We start from the raw sequence: 18,218 nt of genomic DNA on the forward strand, positions 1-18,218 counted from the left end.
TAGACAGACAACGCATGCAGACCGGAAAGCTCTGATGGCGCCCGGGCCCGTGAAGCCGGGACGTCATCAGAACTTCCCCGATACCGAGGGCAATTTCGCCCGCCTTCGGCTCGCCACAGGTCCCTTCAAGGAGGTCGCATGGACGTCATCAGCAGTTTCGCCGCGCGCTACGAGCGCACCCGTGAAGAAGAGATGTCCCTTGAGGACTACCTCGCCGAGTGCAAGCGCAATCCGCTGGCCTTTGCCACTGCCGCCGAGCGCATGCTGCGCGCCATCGGCGAGCCGCAGATGGTGGACACGCGCAACGATCCGCGCATGTCACGGCTGTTCGCCAACAAGCTGATCAAGATCTACCCGGCGTTTGCCGAGTTCTATGGCATGGAAGACGCCATCGAACAGGTGGTGTCGTACTTCCGCCATGCCGCCCAGGGCCTGGAGGAAAAAAAGCAGATCCTGTACCTGCTGGGCCCGGTGGGCGGCGGCAAGAGCTCGATCGCCGAGCGCCTGAAGGCGCTGATGCAGGAGGTGCCGTTCTACGCGATCAAGGATTCGCCGGTGAACGAGTCGCCGCTGGGCCTGTTCGATGCGGCCGAGGATGGTCCCATCCTGGAGCAGGAGTTCGGCATCCCGCGTCGCTATCTGCAACGTGTCATGAGCCCCTGGGCCGTGAAGCGGCTGGAAGAGTTTGGCGGTGACATCCGCAAGTTCAAGGTCGTCAAGCGCTACCCCAGCATCCTCAAGCAGGTGGGCATCGCCAAGACGGAACCAGGCGACGAGAACAACCAGGACATCTCCAGCCTGGTGGGCAAGGTCGACATCCGCAAGCTCGAAACCTTTGCCCAGGACGACCCCGACGCCTACAGCTACTCGGGCGGCCTGTGCCTGGCCAACCAGGGCCTGCTGGAGTTCGTGGAGATGTTCAAGGCGCCGATCAAGGTGCTGCATCCGCTGCTCACGGCCACGCAGGAAGGCAACTTCAAGGGCACCGAGGGCTTCGGCGCCATCCCGTTCGACGGCGTGGTGCTGGCCCACAGCAACGAGAGCGAGTGGAAGGCCTTTCGCAACAACAAGAACAACGAGGCCTTCCTCGACCGCATCTACATCGTCAAGGTGCCGTACTGCCTGCGGGTGAGCGAAGAGATCAAGATCTACGAGAAGCTGGTCAAGGGCAGCAGCCTCGGCGAGGCCAAGTGCGCCCCCGGCACGCTGAAGATGATGAGCCAGTTCGCCATCCTCACGCGGCTGAAGGAGCCCGAGAACTCGTCGCTGTTCAGCAAGATGCTGGTCTACGACGGTGACAACCTCAAGGACACCGACCCGCGCGCCAAGAGCTTCCAGGAGTACCGCGACTACGCCGGCGTGGATGAAGGCATGAGCGGCATCAGCACCCGCTTCGCCTACAAGATCCTCTCCAAGGTGTTCAACTTCGACAGCCAGGAAGTGGCCGCCAACCCGGTGCACCTGATGTATGTGCTGGAGCAGCAGATCGAGCGCGAGCAGTTCCCGAAGGAGCTGGAAGAGAAGTACGTCGCCTTCATCAAGGAGCAGCTGAGCCCGCGTTATGCCGAGTTCATCGGCAAGGAGATCCAGACCGCGTACCTGGAGAGCTATTCGGAGTACGGCCAGAACATCTTCGACCGCTACGTCACCTACGCCGACTACTGGATCCAGGATCAGGAGTACCGCGACACCGACACCGGCGAGGTGTTCGACCGCGGCGCGCTGAACGCCGAGCTCGAGAAGATCGAGAAACCGGCGGGCATTGCCAACCCCAAGGACTTCCGCAACGAGATCGTCAACTTCGTGCTGCGCGCACGGGCCAACAACCAGGGCAACAACCCGGTGTGGACCAGCTACGAGAAGCTGCGCACGGTGATCGAGAAGAAGATGTTCTCCAACACCGAGGAGCTGCTGCCGGTCATCAGCTTCAACGCCAAGGCCAGCGCCGACGAGGCCAAGAAGCACGAGGACTTCGTCAACCGCATGGTGGCCAAGGGCTACACGCCCAAGCAGGTGCGCCTGCTGTGCGAGTGGTACCTGCGCGTACGCAAGAGCTCGTGAGCCATGCATAGGCCTACTGCGCGACCCGATCTTGCGCCTGCGCTGCTCGCCGTACGGAAGTACGGCTGTGCTGCTCGCCGCAACCTCGGGCCGCTCGCTACGGCCTCTGCACGACTCACGCGTGCGGTCATTTGAGGTTCCACATGCTTCAGCAAATCATCGACAGGCGGTTGGCGGGCAAGAACAAGTCCATCGGCAACCGCGAGCGCTTCATGCGGCGCTACAAGACCCAGATCCGCGAGGCCGTGCGCCGCGCGGTGGATGGCCGGGGCATCCGCGACCTCGAGCGCGGCGAGGAAGTTCGCATCCCGAAGAAGGACTTGTCCGAACCGGTGTTCCACCACGGCCAGGGCGGCGTGCGCGAAATGGTGCACCCGGGCAATCAAGATTACGTCAAGGGCGACCGCATCAAGCGGCCGCAGGGCGGCGGCGGCGGCGGCAGCGGCAAGGGCCAGGCCTCTGACCAGGGCGAGGGCGACGACGACTTCAGCTTCGCGCTCAGCAAGGAAGAGTTCATGGAGGTCTTCTTTGAAGACCTGGCGCTGCCGCACCTGGTGCGCACCCAGCTCGCCGAGACGCCCGAGTTCAAGACCCACCGCGCCGGCTACACCAGCGACGGCACGCCCAACAACCTGCACGTGGTGCGCTCGATGCGCGGCGCACTCGGCCGGCGCATCGCGCTGGGCATGGGCTCGCGCCGCGAGCTGCACGAGCTGGAGGCGCGCCTGGCCATCGCCCAGGCCGCCGCGGCCGCCGGTGATGTGGCCGCCGAGCGCGAGCTGCCCGAGCTGCTGGCCCAGATCGAGGCGCTGCGCGCGCGCATCCAGCGCATTCCCTTTCTCGACCCGATCGACCTGAAGTTCCGCAGCCGCGTGAAGACGCCGGTGCCCACCAGCAAGGCGGTGATGTTCTGCCTGATGGACGTGTCGGGCTCGATGGACGAGGCGCGCAAGGAGCTGTCCAAGCGCTTCTTCATCCTGCTGTACCTGTTTCTCACGCGGCACTACGAGAAGATCGAGATCGTCTTCATCCGCCACCACACCCAGGCGCAGGAGGTGGACGAGCAGAACTTCTTCCATGCCCGCGAGACGGGCGGCACCGTGGTGAGCTCGGCCCTGGTGCTGATGGAAGAGATCATCAAGGCCCGCTTCAACCCGACCGAGTGGAACATCTACGGCGCCCAGGCCAGCGACGGCGACAACTGGCACCACGACTCGGGCCGCTGCCGCGAGCTGCTGGCCGACAAGATCCTGCCCTTGTGCCGCTACTTCGCTTATGTGCAGGTGGCCGAGGAGGAGCAGAACCTCTGGGAAGAATACTGCCAGCTCGCGCAGAGCCAGCCGCACTTTGCCATGCGCAAGGCGGTCGAGGCCTCGCAGATCTACCCGGTGTTCCGCGACCTGTTCAAGAAGGAGGGCGTCGCGCAGGCGGCGTGAGCACGATGAGCACCTCGCACGAATCGCTGCCCGACCTGGGCGCCATCACCCCCGCGGCCGTGGCCGCCGCACCCGAGCGGCCGCTGCGCGGCCCGCTGCCGCTCAAGCGCGCGGTGCACAAGCTGGCCGGGCCCAGCGACTGGTCGTTCGAGCTGGTGCACGAGTACCACGAGGTGATCCGCCACACGGCCGAGCGCTACGGGATCGACACCTACCCGAACCAGCTCGAGATCATCACCGCCGAGCAGATGATGGACGCCTATGCCAGCGTGGGCATGCCGGTGGGCTACCGCCACTGGAGCTATGGCAAGGAGTTCATCGCCACCGAGAAGAACTACAAGCGTGGCCACATGGGCCTGGCCTACGAGATCGTGATCAACAGCAACCCCTGCATCAGCTACCTGATGGAGGAGAACACCATGGCCATGCAGGCCCTGGTGATTGCGCACGCCGCCTACGGCCACAACAGCTTCTTCAAGGGCAACTACCTGTTCCGCATGTGGACCGATGCGGCCTCGATCGTCGACTACCTGGTCTATGCCAAGAACTACATCGCCGAGTGCGAGGAGCGCCACGGCCTCGACACGGTGGAGGAGTTTCTCGACTCCTGCCACGCGCTGCAGAACCACGGTGTCGACCGCTACCGCCGCCCCAGCCGCAAGAGCCTGGCGCAGGAGCTGAGCGAACGCCGCGACCGCGAGGCCTATGCCCAGCAGCAGATCAACGACCTGTGGCGCACGCTGCCGCGCAAGGCCGACAAGGCCGACGAGCCCGCCGAGGCGCGGCGCTTTCCGGCCGAGCCGCAGGAGAACCTGCTGTACTTCATCGAGAAGAACGCGCCGCTGCTCGAGCCCTGGCAGCGCGAGATCGTGCGCATCGTGCGCAAGATCGCGCAGTACTTCTATCCGCAGCGGCAAAGCCAGGTCATGAACGAGGGCTGGGCCACCTTCTGGCACCACAAGCTGCTCAACACCATGTACGACGACGGCTACCTGACCGACGGCGTGATGATCGAATGGCTCAAGAGCCACACCAACGTGGTGTACCAGCCGCGCGTGGGCGACCGCGGCTACTCGGGCCTGAACCCCTATGCGCTGGGCTTCGCGATGTACACCGACATCAAGCGCATCTGCGAGAAGCCCACCGACGAGGACCGCGCCTGGTTCCCCGACATCGCCGGCGCCGACTGGGTGCCCACGCTCGACCACGCGATGCGCAACTACAAGGACGAGAGCTTCGTCGGCCAGTTCCTGAGCCCCAAGCTGATGCGTGACTTCCGCCTGTTCGCGATCACCGACGACGAGAAGGCGCCCGAGCTCGAGGTGAGCGCCATCCACGACGACTCGGGCTACCGCCAGGTGCGCGAGATGCTGTCGCACCAGTACGACCTGGGCTCGCGCGAGCCCAACATCCAGGTCTGGAACGTCAACCTGCGCGGCGACCGCTCGCTCACGCTGCGCCACTTCCAGCACAAGGACCGCCCGCTCGATGACAGCGCCGCCGAGGTGCTCAAGCACGTGGCGCGGCTGTGGGGCTTTGGCGTTCACCTCGAAAGCGCCAACGGCCGCGGCGACGTGACCAAGCGCTTCAGCGCGCCGGCCCCCGTGCACGCCTGAGCGGGAACACACGGGGTCAAGTCCGCGGCCGCGGCGCCGATACCTCCACGAGCATGCACGCCCACGCTGTCGGGTCGGGTGCTGTCTTGCTGTGGAGATCTGCGCGTTGCCCCCATCCCCTGCGTCCACCGTCGATCCGCATCCGCCGCGCCGCCTGGCCTGGCTCCAGTGGCGCCGTGCGCCAATGGGCCCGCACCAGCGCATCCGCCTGGGCATGCTGGTGCTGCTGTGCCTGGTGGCCCTGGCCTCGGGCATCCAGGCCTGGCGTTTCGACGGGCTGGAGCGCCAGCGCCTGAGCGACCTGCGCCTGCACAGCCTGGCGCTGGCGGTCAACAGCACGGCCCAGGCCATGGCCTGGTCGGCCGCGCGCACGCAGCAGGCCGGCGCCTTGCCGGGCGAATCGCTGGCCCGTTTGCAGCAAGCGCTGGACCATTCGCGCAGCGAGGCGCTGCAGCTCGATGCCCTGGTGCAGGGCCAGCAGCGCCGCCTGCTGGCCGCCGGCGATGGCAACGAGGCCAGCAGCCTGGGCGAGGCGCTGGAGCAGTGGCATCGGCTGCGCGAGCGCCTGTGGTACCGGGCCGAAGCCCTGCTGGTGGCCATCGAGGCGCAGCAGCCCGCCCGCCTGACAGCCGCCGCCCAGGCCCTGCAGGCCCAGGCCGAGCCGGCCAGCCATGCCGGCGTGCTGCTGGCGGGGCGTGCCGCCGCGGTCAGTGAGCTGCTGCGCCAGGCCGAGCTGTCGCACTGGCGGGTCTGGAGCGCGGTGATCGTGGGCCTGCTGGTGCTGCTGATCCTGTTGCTGGGCGAGCCCACCGCGCGGGCCGTGCAGCGCCAGCACCGGCGCCTGCGCGAGCAGCAGCGCCAGATGGCGCGGCTGGCCCGCGTGGCCCAGCGCAATGCCCATGGCACGGCCATCATCCAGTCCGATGGCCGGGTGGAATGGGCCAACGCCGCCTTCGGCGCGCTGTGCCTGCAGCCCGCGCACCAGGCGCCCGGGCAGGAGTTTGTTGATGTGCTGCAGCGCGCCGGCATCAGCGCCAGCGCGCCGGCCACGCTGCTGGCGGCGCTGGCCTCGGGCGCCCGGCTGCGCGCCGAGCTGCGCCAGACCCTGCCCGACGGCACGCAGCGCGGCCTCGAGCTCGATCTGCAACCGCTGGGCGGAGCCGCCGCCACGCCGGGTGATGCCGTGCCGGGTGATGCCCTGCCCGGCGAGGCGCAGGCCGGCGCCGCGGGCGAGATCTGCCCCTCGGGCGGCTTCATCGCGGTGCTGATCGACCGCACCGAGCAGCTGCAGCGCGAAGAAACCGCCGCGCTGCTGGCGCACACGGTGGACGCCGCCGGCGTGGGCACCTGGCAGTGGGATCTGCGCGACGGCCGCCTGCAGTGCAACGACCGTTTCCTGGCCATGCTGGGCTATCGCCGCGGCGAGCTCGACAACTCGCTCAACACCTGGCTGGGCCTGCTGCACCCCGACGACCGCAAGGCCTGGCGCGCCGCGCTCGACATCCACCTGCAAGACCCCAGCATGCCCTGCCGCATGGAGCTGCGCCTGCGCCGCCCCGATGGCCACTGGGCCGTGGGCCAGAGCTGCGGCGTGGTGATCGAGCGCAGCAGCTCGGGCCGGGCGCGGCGCATGGCCGGCATCCACATCGACCTGACCGAGCAGGTGCAGATGCAGGCCATGCTGCGCCATGCCGCGCGCACCGACGGCCTGACCCAGATGCCCAACCGCGCGGCGGTGTTCGACCATGTGCAGCAGGTGATCGACCGCGCCGCGCAGCGCCCCGAGGAGGGCTACGCGGTGCTGTTCATGGACTTCGACCGCTTCAAGCAGGTGAACGACACGCTGGGCCACGGCGCCGGCGACGAGCTGCTGCGCCAGATTGCCCAGCGCCTGCGCAGCGCGCTGCGCACCGGCGACGCGGTGCGCCCTGGCGCCGCCCACCAGCCGGGCCCGGCCGCCGACCGCAGCCACACCGCCGGGCGCATCGGCGGTGACGAGTTCGTGGTGGTGCTCGAGGGCGTGGCCGGCCGCGACGAGGCCTGCGCCATTGCCCAGCGCCTGATGGACGTGCTGGCCGCGCCCTACCGCATCGGCACGCACAGCGTGCACTCCACGGCCAGCATCGGCATCGTCACCTCCGAACATCCGGCCAATGACGCGCACACCGTGATGCGCGACGCCGACACCGCGATGTACGAGGCCAAGCGCAACGGCCGCGGGCGCTATGCCGTGTTCGATCCCGACATGCACGAGCGCGTGGCGCGCACCCTGGCCATCGAGGGCGAGCTGCGCCAGGCGCTGGCGCGCAACGAGCTGTTCGTGGTCTACCAGCCGGTGGTGGGCCTGCAGCCGCTGCCGGGCGGCGCACGCGGCGCGGCACCCAGCCCGCTGGGCGTGGAGGCGCTGGTGCGCTGGCGCCATCCGCAGCGCGGCCTGGTGTCGCCGGCCGAGTTCGTGCCGGTGGCCGAGGAGTCGGGGCTGATCGTCGAGCTGGGCCTGTTTGTGCTGCGCGCCGCCTGCCTGCAGTTTGCCGACTGGCAGCGCACGCTGGGCGCTGCGGCGCCGGGCTCGCTGGCGGTGAACCTGTCGCCGCTGCAGCTGCGCACCGCCGGGCTGATTGCCGGCGTGCAGGCCTGCCTGGCCGACAGCGGCATTGCCCCGGCCACGCTGCAGCTCGAGGTGACCGAAAGCCTGGCCGCGCAGGACGACGCGGCGCGCGAACGCCTGCGCGAGCTCAAGGCCCTGGGCGTGCGCATCGCGCTCGACGACTTTGGCACCGGCTACTCATCGCTGGCCTGCCTGCACCAGCTGCCGGTGGACACGGTGAAGGTCGACCGCTCCTTCGTCGTGCATGCCGAGACCAGCGCCTACCACCGCGCCCTGATCGAGGCCACCATCCGCGTGGCCCAGACCCTGGGCATGGACACCGTGGCCGAGGGCATCGAGACCACCAGCCAGGCGGCGCTGATGCAGGCCCTGCACTGCGACCGCGGCCAGGGCTACCTGTACGCCCGGCCGCTGGAGTCGCAGGCGCTGGCCGAGTGGTGCCTGCAGCGCGCTGCGCCGGTGGCCCAGGCAGCCTGAGCACGGCTGAGCTGAGCGCGCTTCGTCGCGAGCGGGCTCAGGGTGGTGCGAGCAACGCAGCCGTACACCCGTACGGCGAGTAGCGCAGGGCCGCCATGTGCCCGCGCAGCAGAAGATCGCTCAGCTCAGCGAAAAGATCTTGCCGGGGTTCATGATGTTGTGCGGGTCGAGCGCCAGCTTCACGCTGCGCATCAGGGCCACCGCGCCGGCGCCGGCCTCGTCGACCAGAAAGCCCATCTTGTGCAGGCCGATGCCGTGCTCGCCGGTGCAGGTGCCTTCCAGCGCGATGGCGCGCTGCACCATCTGGTGGCTCAGGCGCTCGGCCAGCGCGCGCTGCGCGGCATCGCCTTCCTTCACCAGATAGGCCAGGTGGAAGTTGCCGTCGCCGACATGGCCCACGATGTAGTACGGCAGGCCGCTGGCGTCGGCCTCGGCCACCGAGACGTTCAACAGCTCGGCCAGGCGCGAGATCGGCACGCAGGTGTCGGTGGTCACGGTGCGGCAGCCGGGGTGGGCCTGCATGCCGGCAAAGTAGGCCTTGTGCCGCGCCGTCCACAGCCGGGTGCGCTCTTCGGGCGTGCTGGCCCACTCAAAGTCTTCGCCGCCCAGCTCGCTGGCGATGGCCTGCACAACTTCAGCCTGCTCCTTCACGCCGTGCTGGCTGCCGTGAAACTCCATCAGCAGCATCGGCTGCTCGCGCAGGCCCAGCTTGCTTTGCGCATTGACGAAGCGCACCGCGTTCACGTCCAGCAGCTCGCAGCGCGCGATGGGCACACCCATCTGGGTGAGCTGGATGGTGGTGTTGACCGCCGCGTCGATGCTGGCGAAGTGGCAGATCGCCGCGCTCACCGCCTCGGGCAGCGGGTACAGGCGCAGCGTCACCTCGGTGATCACGCCCAGCGTGCCCTCGCTGCCCACGAACAGGCGGGTGAGGTCGTAGCCGGCGCTGCTTTTCTTGGCGCGCGTGCCGGTGCGCACCACCTCGCCGCTGGCCGTGACCACGGTCAGGCCCAGCACGTTCTCGCGCATGGTGCCGTAGCGCACGGCGTTGGTGCCGCTGGCGCGGGTGGCGGCCATGCCACCCAGGCTGGCGTTGGCGCCGGGGTCGATCGGGAAGAACAGGCCCGAATCGCGGATCTCGCGGTTGAGCTGCTCGCGCGTGACGCCGGCCTGCACGGTGACCGTCAGGTCTTCGGGGTTCAGGCGCACGATCTGGGTCATGCGCGACACATCCACGCTGATGCCGCCCTGCACCGCCAGCAGGTGGCCCTCGAGCGAGCTGCCGGTGCCGAACGCGATCACCGGCACGCGGTGCGCGGCGGCAATGGCCACCGCGGCGGCCACCTCGTCGGTGCTGTCGCAGAACACCACCGCGTCGGGCGGCGTCACCGGAAACGGCGATTCGTCGCGGCCATGCTGCTCGCGCACCGCGGCCACGGTGCTGCAGCGCTCGGCAAAACGCGCGCGCAGCGCGGCCAGCGCGGCCTCGGGCAGCGGGCGGCGCGGGGCGTTCAGCAGGTGGGCATCGGTCAGCGGCGCGTTCATGGGTGTGTCTCCGGCGGGGGGCATCAATGGTATGACGATCGGCGCCGCGGCTGCGCTGCAAGCCTGCAGAGCCGGCCCGCCACGAACGCCGGCCCCGGCCGCCGGATCGGGCAAGATGCGCGGCTGTCGCAACCGCCTGAATGCACCGCCATGGCCAATCGCCTGACCCAGATCGCCACCCGCACCGGAGACGACGGCAGCACCGGCCTGGGTGACGGCAGCCGCGTGCCCAAGGACCACCTGCGCGTGATGGCCATGGGCGATGTGGACGAGCTCAATTCCAGCCTGGGCGTGCTGCTGGCCGAGCCGCTGCCGGCCGACGTGCGCGAGCTGCTGGTGGTGATCCAGCACGAGCTGTTCAACCTGGGCGGCGAGCTGTCGATCCCCGGCTACCAGCTGCTCAAGCCCGAGGCCCTGCTGACGCTGGACAACGCGCTGGAGACGCACAACGCCGCGCTGCCGCGGCTGGCCGAGTTCATCCTGCCGGCCGGCACGCGCAGCGCCGCGCTGGCGCACGTGAGCCGCAGCATCGCCCGCCGCGCCGAGCGTGCGGTGGTGGCGCTGGGCGCGCAGGAGACCCTCAACGACGCACCGCGCCAGTACCTCAACCGCCTCTCCGACCTGATGTTCGTGCTGGCGCGCGTGCTCAACCGCGCCAACCTCGACGGCCTGGGCGGTGACGACGTGTACTGGAAGAGCGAGCGTCTGAGCCGGCAGCAAGCCGACTGAAGCGGGCGCGTTCCACCCCTGCAACTGCGGGGGGGTGGCGAATGAGCCGTGGGCCGGCATGGCGCGGCGTAGGTGGAGGTCGATGCCCCGATGTGGGTGCATCCCGCACCTCCCAGCCACGGAAACTGCCATGCCCTCACTGCCGTCATTGCGCTCACTGACCTCGTCTGCGGCGCTGCTCACCGCCGCGCTGACCCTGACTGCGCCCGCCGCCCAGGCGCTCAGCTTCCGCCTCACCGACCTGGGCCCCACGGCCGGATTCAACCCGCAGTTCTCGGCCGGTCGCGGGCTCAACGAGCAGGGCCTGGCGGTCGGCCACATCGGTGGCGATGGCATCAATGCCCAGGCCGCCTGGTGGCTGGCACCGGCGGTCGAGGGCACGGGCCGCACGGCGGTCTACCAGGCGCCACCCGCCGGGGGCAGCAACGGCCTGCTGCAGGCCGTCAACGAGAGCGGCCAGGCCGTTGGCGCGATCAGTGGCAACGGCACGGGCCTGCGCGCCGTGCTGCGCAGCTCACCCGGCAGCACGCTGCTGCTGCCCAAGGCGTCGGCGCGCTCCACCGGCGAGCAGGCCTTCGGCATCAACGATGCCGGCGTGGTGGTCGGCCAGCACCAGCCCGACAACTACGGCTTTCCGCTGCGCTGGCTGCCCGACGGCCAGGGCGGCTACACGGTGCAGGCGCTGGGCGGCCTGGGCGGCGGCGGCATCGCGCGCGACATCAACACCGCCGGCCAGATCGCCGGCAGCTCCAACCTGGGGGTTCTGCTGGGCGCCACCCATGCCGTGCGCTGGCAGGCCGATGGCAGCGTGCGCGACCTGGGCGTGCTCGACGCCCAGCGCAACCATTCCGAAGCCTATGCCTTGAACGACGCAGGCACGGTGGTGGGCCGCTCGGTCAATGCCCAGGGCAGGTACGAGGCCTTCCGCTGGGCCGATGGCGTGATGACCGGCCTGGGGGCGCTGGATGGCTGGCAGGGCCATGCCCACCTGGGCACGGTGGTCAACCTGAGCGTGGCGCGCGACATCAACCGCGCCGGCTGGATCGTGGGCGAGGCCCTGCGCGCCGATGGCCAGGCCCCGGGCTTCCTGTACCTGCCCGGTGTGGGCATGCGCGATCTCAACAGCCTGGTGGCTGCCGGCGATCCGTTCTTGGCGCGCAGCGATGTCTATGCACCGCTGCCGGGCTTGCGTATCGAGGACGCCTATGCCGTCAACGATGCCGGGCAGATCGTGGCGTCGGCCGTCTTCAACTACGTGTACCCGAATGGCGCTGTGCGCCAGGCCACGCATGCCGTCCTGCTGACCCCTGACGTGGCCCCGGCCGTGCCCGAGCCGCAGACCTGGGCGATGATGGTCGCCGGCCTGCTGCTGGTGTCCGGGCTGGCGCGCCGCAGCCGCGTCTGAACGGGTGGGGGCGCTTGCGGCCGGCTTGAACACCGTCAGGCCGTGCTGCCGCCCAGCTCGCGGTGCAGCCAGGCGCGGGCCAGCGTCCAGTCGCGCTTGACGGTGGCCAGCGAGATGCCCAGCACCGTGGCCACCTCCTCGTTCTCGAGGCCGCCAAAAAAGCGCAGCTCCACCACCCGGGCCGCGCGCGGGTCGATGGCCTCGAAGGCCAGCAGGGCCTCGTGCACGGCCAGCATGTCGCGGTCGGGCGCCACGCCGATCTGCGCCAGCCCCGACAGCGTGATGGCCACCAGCTCGGCATCGCGCTTGGCGGCGCGCCGCGCCGTCTCGTGGTTGACCAGGATGCGCCGCATCATCGTCGAGGCCACGGCCAGGAAGTGGCTGCGGTTCTTCCACTGCGTGCGGGTCTGCTCGGCCATGCGGAACCAGGCCTCGTGCGCCAGCGCGGTGGCGCTCAGCGTGTGGCCGGGCGCCTCGCGCCGCAGGTGGTTGCGCGCAATGCGCCGCAATTCGCCGTACAGCAGCGCGAACAGCTGGTCGCCGGTGGCGCGGTCGGTGGCCGAGGCCAGCCCGCTGAGCCAGCGGGTGACCTCGCCGGCCTCGAATTCAGGTGCTGCTTCCAACGACATGTCTGCTGCGGGCGTGACGGCAGGGGTGCCCGATCCTTGGGCCGGATTGTCACCACGCCCCGCCATCGGCGACCATGCGCGTTGTCACGGCCCCGGCCTGGCCGATCGCCGGCCGCTGCCCACACCCGCCCGAAGCTGTCCGAACCTGCCTGCACACCCGCCCGCCGCCCCGTGCCTGCCTGACATGGCCGATCAGCCCCGCCCACCTCCCCCGCCGGCCCCACGGGCGCCGACTGGGCCGCCGTGCGCGCGCTGTTCGAGCAGCTGCAGGATCTGCCCGCCGCCGCGCGCATGGCCGCGCTGGCGGCCAGCGGCGCGGGCGCGGCGGTGTGCGCCGAGGTGCTGTCGCTGCTGGCCCATGTGCAGGACGAGGCCGATGGCGATGGCCAAGCCGCCGCGCCCGGCGCCCGCCCCGCCGGCTTTCTGGCCACGCCGGCCGCCGCGCTGGCCGGCCCGCTGGATGGTCGGCTGGATGGTCGGCTGGATGCCGGCCTTGCCGGCGCCACCGCCTGGCACACCGGCACCGAGGGCGGCACTCACGCTGGCAGCCACGGCGACCCGGCCGGCGCCGGCGGGCCGGGCCCTGCCGACGATGCGGCGTCCATCGACCGCAGCGGCCAGCGCCTGGGCGCCTGGCAGGTGGCGGGCCTGCTGGGCCACGGCGGCATGGGCGATGTCTGGCGCGCTCACCGCGCCGACGGCGCCTGGGACGGCACGGCGGCCATCAAGGTGCTGCGCCGCGGCATGGATTCGCAGGCCGTGCTGGCGCGCTTTGCGCGGGAGCAGCGCGCGCTGGCGCGGCTGGATCACCCGCACATCGCGCGCCTGCTCGATGCCGGCCGCACGCCCGACGGCCTGCCCTACTTCGTGATGGAGGCGGTGGACGGCGAGCCGATCGACCGCGCCTGCGCCGGCCGGCCGCTGGCCGAGCGTCTGGCGCTGTTTCTGCAGCTGGCCGATGCGGTGAGCCATGCCCACCGCCAGCTGCTGCTGCACCGCGATCTCAAGCCCAGCAACGTGCTGGTCACGCGCGCGGCGGCCCGTGGCGGCGGCGGCGAGGTCAAGCTGCTCGACTTCGGCATCGCCAAAGCGCTCGATCCGCTGGACGGCGATGCCGCTGATGCCGGCGGCGCCACCGTGCTGGGCGGGCGTGCCTTCACGCCGCACTACGCCAGCCCCGAGCAGGTGCGCGGCGAGCCGGTGGGCACGGCCACCGACATCTACAGCCTGGGCGTGCTGCTGTACGTGATGCTCACCGGCCAGCGCCCCTATGGCCGCGGCGCCACCACCGCCGCCGCGGCCGCCCGCGCGGTGCTCGACGAGGCCGTGCCACGGCCCAGCAGCGCGCTGCCGGGCGACGCGCCGCCGCTGCGCGCACTGCGTCGCCAGCTGCAGGGCGATCTCGACAACATCCTGCTCAAGGCGCTCGACAAGGCGCCGGCCCGCCGCTACGCCAGCGTCGACGCCTTTGCCGCCGACCTGCGCGCCTGGCTGGCCGGGTTTCCGGTGGCGGCGCGGCCGCTGGGCTGGGGCCGGCGCGCCATGCGCTGGGTGGCCCGCCACCGCGCCACCAGCGCCGCGGCGGCGCTGGCGGTGGGCGCGGTGCTGGCCTCCACCGTGCTGGCCTGGCACCAGGCCGGCCGTGCCGAGGCCCAGCGCGCGCTGGCCCAGGCGCGCATGGCGCAGGTGCGGCAGCTGGCCAACCAGCTGGTGTTCAAGTACCACGACCAGATCGCCTTCCTGCCCGGTGCCACGCCGGTGCGCGAGGCCTTGCTGACCGATGCCGCCGACTTTCTCGACAAGCTGCGCCAGGACGCCGCCACCGACACCGCGCTGGCGGTCGAGCTGGCCGGCACCTACTACCGCATCAGCAAGCTGCAGGGCATCGACCCGTCCATCCACACCGGCCGCCACGATGCCGCCGAGGCCAACCTGGCCAAGGCGCTGACGCTGGCCCGCGCCTATGCCGGGCAGGCCGGCATCACCATGCAGGCGCTCACCGACGCGGTGAACATGCATGTCAGCCGCAGTGAGCTGCTGCAGCGCACCGGTCAGGTGGCCGAGGCCGATGCCGCGCTGCGCGAGGGCCTGGCCCTGCTCGAGCGTGCGCTGGCGCGCGACGCGCGCGACACGCGGGCGCTGACCAGCGCCATCCGCCTGCACGGCGTGCATGCGCGCATCCTGGGCAACCAGGTCGGCCAGGCCGCGCTGGGCCGCTGGCAGGCCGCCTGCGACAGCGCCGACCGCTCGCGCGCCGCGGCCGAGGCCACGCTGGCGGCCGACCCGGTCAACATCTACCTGCCCGACAGCCTGGCCTTTGCACTGCGCGAGCAGGCGCAGTGCCGCCAGCTCGACGGCCGCAGCGCCGAGGCGCTGGCCCTGGTGCAGCAGCAGCGGGCGTTGCGCGACCAGATGGCGCAGAAGTTTCCCGACGACCTCGACTTTCGCTGGCAGCAGGCCCTGGTGCGCGCCCACCAGGCCGAGCTGCAGTCGGCGCTGGGCCAGCACGCGCAGGCGCTGGCCGGCCTGACCCAGGCGCGGCAGCTGGCCGGCGCGGCGGTGGCGGCCGACCGCAGCAACGTGGCCGGCCAGCAGCGCCGCGATGCCCTGGAGCTGTTGCACGCCCGGCTGCTGGCCGCCGCCGGCCAGGCCGACGCGGCGCGGCAGGCGGTGCTGCAGGCGCTGGCGCGCTGGCCGCTGCCGGGTTCTGAGACAGGAACACGGCCGGGGTCAGGGCCAGCGAGTGCAGCGGGTGCAGCGGGTGCAGCGGGTGCAGCGGGTGTTGCGGGTGTTGCGGGTGTTGCGGGTGTTGCGGGTGCTGCCGCCGCGGCCAGCGCCGCCAAATCGGCCAGGGTGGCCTCGGCCCCCGCGGCCGGCACGCAGCACGAGCCGCCGGTTTTTGCCGAGCAACGCCCGCGCGCCGAGGCGCGGGTGTGGGCCGCCCGGCTGTGGCGTGCGGCCGACCCGGCGCGCGCCCTGGCCTGGGCGCGCGAGGCCGAGGCCTTGCTGCGGCCGGCCACCGCGGCCAGCCCGGCTGGCGGGTCTGAGGCGAGCGATGCCAATGCGGTGCGCCGCTGGTGGCTGGCCCAGGCCCAGGCTGAGGTGGCGGCGGCGCTGGCCGCCTTGGGCCGCAGCGACGAAGCCGCCGCCGCGGCGCGCCAGGCCCAGGCCAGCTGGGGGCCGGCGCACGAGGTGCCGCCGGCGCTGCGGGCCGCCCGCCAGGCGCTGCCGGCCATGCCGGCGCCCTGAGCCTCAGGCCGGGGGCAGGGCGATGCCCAGCGCGTCGGCCAGGCGCTGCGAGGTGTCGCGCAGCAGGCGCACGCGCGAGCAGGCGCCGCGCGCCAGGCATTCACCGGCGTACAGGCGGTCGGCCTGCATGCGTTCGACATGCACATCGAGCCCGGCGCCTGCCATCAACCACTTGAAGTCGATGATGTCGACCAGCGGCAGGCCCTTGGCCTGGGCGGGAGTGAGTACGGTCATGGCGGCAATCGTTGTCAGTGCCTGCACGTTAACGGCTGGCGAGGGTCTGTGGCTGACAGTTGCGTCCAGGTCACAGAGCCGGTGCGCGCGCAAAGCGTCACGGCGCTGTCGCGTGCCATCGCGCGGCGCGCCCGCCACACCCCGCCACACCCCGCCACACCCCGCTGAGGCCCCGTTGAGGCCTTGCTGAGGCCTTGCTGAGGCCCCGCTGCCCCCGGGTTGCGGGGGGCGGCCCTGGCCGCGTGATCCCTGCCGCGTGCCGATGTGGCGCTGCTCAGCAAGCCCGGCACTGTCTTGACGACCGGGTACGCCCCCCACCCTCGGATCCCGGAAAGGACCTCGCCATGTTCACCCCCACCCTGCGCGCCGCCGCGCTGGCCGCCTGCCTGCTGCCCGGCCTGGCGCACGCCGTGGCCAGCGGCCCCGTCACGCTGACCGAGCTGCCCGGCGTCAGCGCCACGGCCAGCAGCTGCTACCAGTCGAGCGATTGCGCGCCCGGCCGCTGGTCGGCCGTCAATGTGTTCGACCACCTGGCCTATGCGCCCGGCGTCGGCGGCAACGCCTGGAACGCTGGCACCTGGGCCAGCGCCAGCGCGCCAGCCTGGGTGCGGGTGGATCTGGGCCGCCAGGCGCTGATCGAGCGCGTGAGCCTGCGCTTCACCGACAACCGGGGCGGCTGGAACGGCTACACCAACGTGTACGAGCTGCGTGGCAGTGCCGACGGCCAGGCCTGGCAGCTGCTGGGCAGCGGCACGCTGGTCGACATCACCGGCAACGCCGACGCGCTGACCGATACCCACCAATGGGCCGCCGGCAGCCAGCCGCTGCTGCGGGCGCTGGAGTACCGCGTGGTGGGCGGCAGCCACTGGGCGGCGCTGGACGAGATGGAGGTGCTGGGCACGCCGCTCAGTGCGGTGCCCGAGCCCGGCCACGCCGCGCTGCTGGCCAGCGGCCTGGGCGCGCTGGCCTGGCTGGCGCGGCGCCGCGGCCCGCGCGGCTGATGCCATGCCGGCCGGGCCGGTGCGGGCCGGCAGTTACTTGCCGGCCTTGCGGCGGCCCTTGACGGCGTCGCTCAGCACCTGCAGCACGGTCAGCGAGTCGTCCCAGCCGATGCACGCGTCGGTGATGCTCTGGCCATAGGCCAGCTTGGCCACGTCGTCCTTGCCCGGGCTGAACTTCTGCGCGCCGGCCTGCAGGTGGCTTTCCACCATCACGCCGAAGATGCTGCGGTTGCCGGCGGCCATCTGCGTGGCGATGTCGCGCGCCACATCCACCTGCCGCTCATGCTGCTTGCTGCTGTTGGCATGGCTGCAGTCGACCATCAGCTTCTCGGGCAGCTTGGCGGCGGCCAGTTCGGCGCCGGCCGCGGCCACGCTGTCGGCGTCGTAGTTGGGCTTCTTGCCGCCGCGCAGGATCACGTGGCAATCCTTGTTGCCCTTGGTCTGCACGATGGCCACCTGGCCGTTCTTGTGCACGCTCATGAAGTGGTGCGGGCGGCTGGCGGCCTGGATCGCGTCGGTGGCGATCTTCAGGTTGCCGTCGGTGCCGTTCTTGAAGCCGATGGGGGCGGAGAGGCCCGAGGCCAGCTCGCGGTGCACCTGGCTTTCGGTGGTGCGCGCGCCGATCGCGCCCCAGCTGATCAGGTCGCCGATGTACTGCGGGCTGATCACGTCGAGAAACTCGCTGCCGGCCGGCACGCCCAGGCGGTTGATGTCCACCAGCAGCTGGCGCGCGATGCGCAGGCCTTCGTGGATGCGGTAGCTCTCGTCGAGGTAGGGGTCATTGATCAGGCCCTTCCAGCCCACCGTGGTGCGCGGCTTCTCGAAGTACACGCGCATCACGATCTCCAGCGTGTCGCTGTACTTCTCGCGCTCGGTCTTGAGCTTGCGCGCGTACTCCAGCGCCGCGGCCGGGTCGTGGATCGAGCAGGGGCCGATGACCACCAGCAGGCGGTCGTCCTTGCCCTCGAGCTGCTTGCGGATGCTGCGGCGGGTGTCGGCGATCAGCGTCTCCACCGGCGTGCCGGCAATCGGGAAGAAGCGGATCAGGTGCTCGGGCGGCGGCAAGGGGGTCACCTCCTGGATGCGCTGGTCGTCGGTCTGGCTGGTCTTCTCGCTGAGCGTGTAGCCATAGCCCGCGTCCGTGCTGGTGTGGCTGCTGGGGGATTTCGGGGCCATGGGGTACTCCTGTGGACGGATTGCCGTGTCGTGGGGGTGTTTGCGATCCGAA

General features: G+C 70.9%; 12 protein-coding genes. 8 read left to right on the top strand and 4 right to left on the bottom strand.

The window, feature by feature from the left end; translation table 11 throughout:
- Nucleotides 1-138 precede the first annotated feature (138 nt).
- From N4G63_RS01165 to N4G63_RS01180, 4 genes are all read left to right on the top strand, one after another.
- Nucleotides 139-2,061 carry a PrkA family serine protein kinase gene (locus N4G63_RS01165; protein ID WP_314599248.1) on the top strand — a complete coding sequence of 641 codons (1,923 nt, stop codon included), beginning with the start codon at nucleotides 139-141 and terminating at the stop codon, nucleotides 2,059-2,061.
- A gap of 143 nt (nucleotides 2,062-2,204) precedes the next feature.
- Complete coding sequence (locus N4G63_RS01170) at nucleotides 2,205-3,497, top strand: YeaH/YhbH family protein (RefSeq protein WP_260789215.1); 1,293 nt, start codon at nucleotides 2,205-2,207, stop codon at nucleotides 3,495-3,497.
- Nucleotides 3,498-3,502: 5 nt separating this feature from the next.
- Nucleotides 3,503-5,113, top strand: a complete 1,611-nt coding sequence (locus N4G63_RS01175) for a SpoVR family protein (protein WP_260789213.1) — start codon at nucleotides 3,503-3,505, stop codon at nucleotides 5,111-5,113.
- Between the two features lie 106 nt (nucleotides 5,114-5,219).
- Nucleotides 5,220-8,198 (top strand): EAL domain-containing protein, encoded by a 2,979-nt coding sequence (locus N4G63_RS01180; protein ID WP_260789212.1) that lies wholly within the window; start codon nucleotides 5,220-5,222, stop codon nucleotides 8,196-8,198.
- A 120-nt stretch (nucleotides 8,199-8,318) separates the two neighbouring features.
- Here the strand turns inward: N4G63_RS01180 and N4G63_RS01185 are convergent, their stop codons facing one another.
- Nucleotides 8,319-9,743 (bottom strand): FAD-binding oxidoreductase, encoded by a 1,425-nt coding sequence (locus N4G63_RS01185; RefSeq protein ID WP_260789211.1) that lies wholly within the window; start codon nucleotides 9,741-9,743, stop codon nucleotides 8,319-8,321.
- A gap of 150 nt (nucleotides 9,744-9,893) precedes the next feature.
- Between N4G63_RS01185 and N4G63_RS01190 the strand changes: the two genes are divergently transcribed.
- A complete protein-coding gene (locus N4G63_RS01190; RefSeq protein ID WP_260789209.1) occupies nucleotides 9,894-10,472 on the top strand; it encodes a cob(I)yrinic acid a,c-diamide adenosyltransferase in 579 nt (192 codons plus the stop codon).
- A gap of 130 nt (nucleotides 10,473-10,602) precedes the next feature.
- Nucleotides 10,603-11,877: a hypothetical protein gene (locus N4G63_RS01195; RefSeq protein ID WP_260789208.1), complete on the top strand. Its 1,275-nt coding sequence runs from the start codon at nucleotides 10,603-10,605 to the stop codon at nucleotides 11,875-11,877.
- 35 nt (nucleotides 11,878-11,912) lie between these two features.
- Here N4G63_RS01195 and N4G63_RS01200 read toward each other — a convergent pair whose 3' ends face one another.
- A complete protein-coding gene (locus N4G63_RS01200) occupies nucleotides 11,913-12,506 on the bottom strand; it encodes an ECF-type sigma factor (RefSeq protein WP_260789206.1) in 594 nt (197 codons plus the stop codon).
- A 243-nt stretch (nucleotides 12,507-12,749) separates the two neighbouring features.
- On the opposite strand from N4G63_RS01200, the gene N4G63_RS01205 reads away from it, so the two are divergent.
- Nucleotides 12,750-15,755, top strand: a complete 3,006-nt coding sequence (locus N4G63_RS01205; RefSeq protein ID WP_260789205.1) for a protein kinase domain-containing protein — start codon at nucleotides 12,750-12,752, stop codon at nucleotides 15,753-15,755.
- Nucleotides 15,756-15,758: 3 nt separating this feature from the next.
- Here N4G63_RS01205 and N4G63_RS01210 read toward each other — a convergent pair whose 3' ends face one another.
- Nucleotides 15,759-15,989 (bottom strand): hypothetical protein, encoded by a 231-nt coding sequence (locus N4G63_RS01210; RefSeq protein ID WP_260789204.1) that lies wholly within the window; start codon nucleotides 15,987-15,989, stop codon nucleotides 15,759-15,761.
- 344 nt (nucleotides 15,990-16,333) lie between these two features.
- Between N4G63_RS01210 and N4G63_RS01215 the strand changes: the two genes are divergently transcribed.
- Entirely contained in the window at nucleotides 16,334-16,990 is a 657-nt protein-coding gene (locus N4G63_RS01215; protein ID WP_260789203.1) for a discoidin domain-containing protein, read from the top strand.
- A 33-nt stretch (nucleotides 16,991-17,023) separates the two neighbouring features.
- Here N4G63_RS01215 and N4G63_RS01220 read toward each other — a convergent pair whose 3' ends face one another.
- Nucleotides 17,024-18,166, bottom strand: coding sequence for a 3-deoxy-7-phosphoheptulonate synthase (locus tag N4G63_RS01220; protein ID WP_260789201.1), 1,143 nt, complete (start codon nucleotides 18,164-18,166; stop codon nucleotides 17,024-17,026).
- Nucleotides 18,167-18,218 lie beyond the last annotated feature (52 nt).

Origin of the sequence: Aquabacterium sp. OR-4 (genome assembly GCF_025290835.2) — a bacterium.
GTDB lineage: Bacteria > Pseudomonadota > Gammaproteobacteria > Burkholderiales > Burkholderiaceae_C > Pseudaquabacterium.

What these genes read in the sequence shown, in the direction of transcription:
- N4G63_RS01165 (WP_314599248.1), top strand. Translation starts at nt 139, where the DNA reads ATGGACGTCATCAGCAGTTTCGCCGCGCGCTACGAGCGCACCCGTGAA.
- N4G63_RS01170 (WP_260789215.1), top strand. Translation starts at nt 2,205, where the DNA reads ATGCTTCAGCAAATCATCGACAGGCGGTTGGCGGGCAAGAACAAGTCC.
- N4G63_RS01175 (WP_260789213.1), top strand. Translation starts at nt 3,503, where the DNA reads ATGAGCACCTCGCACGAATCGCTGCCCGACCTGGGCGCCATCACCCCC.
- N4G63_RS01185 (WP_260789211.1), bottom strand. Translation starts at nt 9,743, where the DNA reads ATGAACGCGCCGCTGACCGATGCCCACCTGCTGAACGCCCCGCGCCGC.
- N4G63_RS01190 (WP_260789209.1), top strand. Translation starts at nt 9,894, where the DNA reads ATGGCCAATCGCCTGACCCAGATCGCCACCCGCACCGGAGACGACGGC.
- N4G63_RS01195 (WP_260789208.1), top strand. Translation starts at nt 10,603, where the DNA reads ATGCCCTCACTGCCGTCATTGCGCTCACTGACCTCGTCTGCGGCGCTG.
- N4G63_RS01200 (WP_260789206.1), bottom strand. Translation starts at nt 12,506, where the DNA reads ATGTCGTTGGAAGCAGCACCTGAATTCGAGGCCGGCGAGGTCACCCGC.
- N4G63_RS01210 (WP_260789204.1), bottom strand. Translation starts at nt 15,989, where the DNA reads ATGACCGTACTCACTCCCGCCCAGGCCAAGGGCCTGCCGCTGGTCGAC.
- N4G63_RS01215 (WP_260789203.1), top strand. Translation starts at nt 16,334, where the DNA reads ATGTTCACCCCCACCCTGCGCGCCGCCGCGCTGGCCGCCTGCCTGCTG.
- N4G63_RS01220 (WP_260789201.1), bottom strand. Translation starts at nt 18,166, where the DNA reads ATGGCCCCGAAATCCCCCAGCAGCCACACCAGCACGGACGCGGGCTAT.